Origin of the sequence: Acinetobacter sp. DSM 11652, assembly GCF_900109815.1 — a bacterium.
Classification (GTDB): Bacteria; Pseudomonadota; Gammaproteobacteria; order Pseudomonadales; family Moraxellaceae; genus Acinetobacter.
Genome location: NZ_FOBK01000036.1, coordinates 1 through 1,569 on the forward strand (window position 1 = coordinate 1; position 1,569 = coordinate 1,569).

Sequence of the window (1,569 nt, forward strand, 5' to 3'; positions counted from 1 at the left end):
TTAGAAATCAAATCTGACTTTGACGTATTCGTATCTTTAAGCTGTCATAACTGTCCAGATGTGGTTCAAGCACTTAACTTGATCGCAATCTACAACCCTGGCACAACAGCAACCATGATTGATGGTGCATTCTTCCAAGACGAAGTAGAAGAACGCAAAATCATGGCTGTACCAATGGTGTTCCAAGACAACGAACATATCGGTCAAGGTCGTATGACATTGGAAGAGATTGTTGCGAAGCTCGATACTAATTCTGCTGCGAAAGATGCTGAAAAGCTCAATGCCAAAGATGCATTTGACGTGCTTGTGATCGGTGGTGGTCCTGCAGGTAACACATCTGCAATCTATGCCGCTCGTAAAGGTATCCGTACGGGGATCGTTGCTGAGCGCATGGGTGGTCAAGTCATGGACACCATGGATATTGAAAACTTTACATCAGTGCAAAAGACGCAAGGTCCTAAGTTTGCAGCTGAAATGGAAGCACATGTTCGTGAATACGGTGTCGACATCATGAACTTACAACGTGTGTCTGACATCAAAGGTGTAGATGAAACTGCCAACGGTTTAGTTGAAGTGACTTTAGAGAATGGTGCAAAACTTGAATCGAAAACAGTCATCCTGTCTACAGGTGCTCGTTGGAGAGAAATGAATGTACCAGGTGAGCAAGAATACAAAACCCGTGGTGTTGCGTACTGCCCACACTGTGATGGCCCATTGTTCAAAGGTAAACGTGTGGCTGTGATCGGTGGTGGTAACTCTGGTGTTGAAGCGGCAATTGACCTTGCGGGTATTGTTGAGCATGTCACTTTAGTTGAGTTTGATACCAAACTGCGTGCTGACCAAGTTCTTCAAGATAAATTGAACAGCTTACCTAACACGACTGTCATCAAAAATGCGTTGTCTACGGAAGTGGTCGGTGATGGCAAACAAGTGACTGCACTGAAATACAAAGACCGTGCGACGGATGAAGAACACACTGTCGAATTGGCGGGGATCTTCGTACAAATCGGTTTGTTACCTAACACGGATTTCTTAAAAGAAACTCAAGTTGAGTTAACCAACCGTGGTGAGATTGTGATTAACGATCGCAACGAAACCAATGTAAAAGGTGTATTTGCTGCAGGTGACTGTACAACAGTACCTTATAAACAAATCATCATTGCCACTGGTGAAGGCGCGAAAGCATCACTGTCAGCGTTTGATTACATCATTCGTTCTGGACAGTAGTTCAATCATATTCTTTAAATAAGAAGTTCTTAGTTTTGTAGTTTACAGAGGTTGAAGATGCTAACACTTCAGCCTCTTTTTTTTGTAATCATTCCCTTGCTTCATATTATTTGTTAAATCAAATCTATATTTTATTTGTAATTTTATTTCACAATAAATGGGTGTTTTGTGTAACAGGACCTGTTTATCGTGTCTGTTTTTTGTTTAAATATTAAGAAATTCTTTAGCCTTACTAAATTATAAAAGACAGATAATAACCATGCTTGCCAACATCTTTTCGGCATTGGAACAGCTCGGCCTAACCGCCCAAAACAGAGCCCTCCACATCCAATTCAGTCATTC

The 1,569-nt window shown here is 41.6% G+C and carries 1 protein-coding gene; it reads left to right on the top strand.

Features of this window, described 5'->3' with window-relative positions:
- On the top strand, positions 1-1,227 hold a 1,227-nt coding region (gene ahpF / locus BMW42_RS14605), incomplete at its 5' end, for an alkyl hydroperoxide reductase subunit F (protein ID WP_143047430.1).
- Positions 1,228-1,569: the final 342 nt, after the last annotated feature.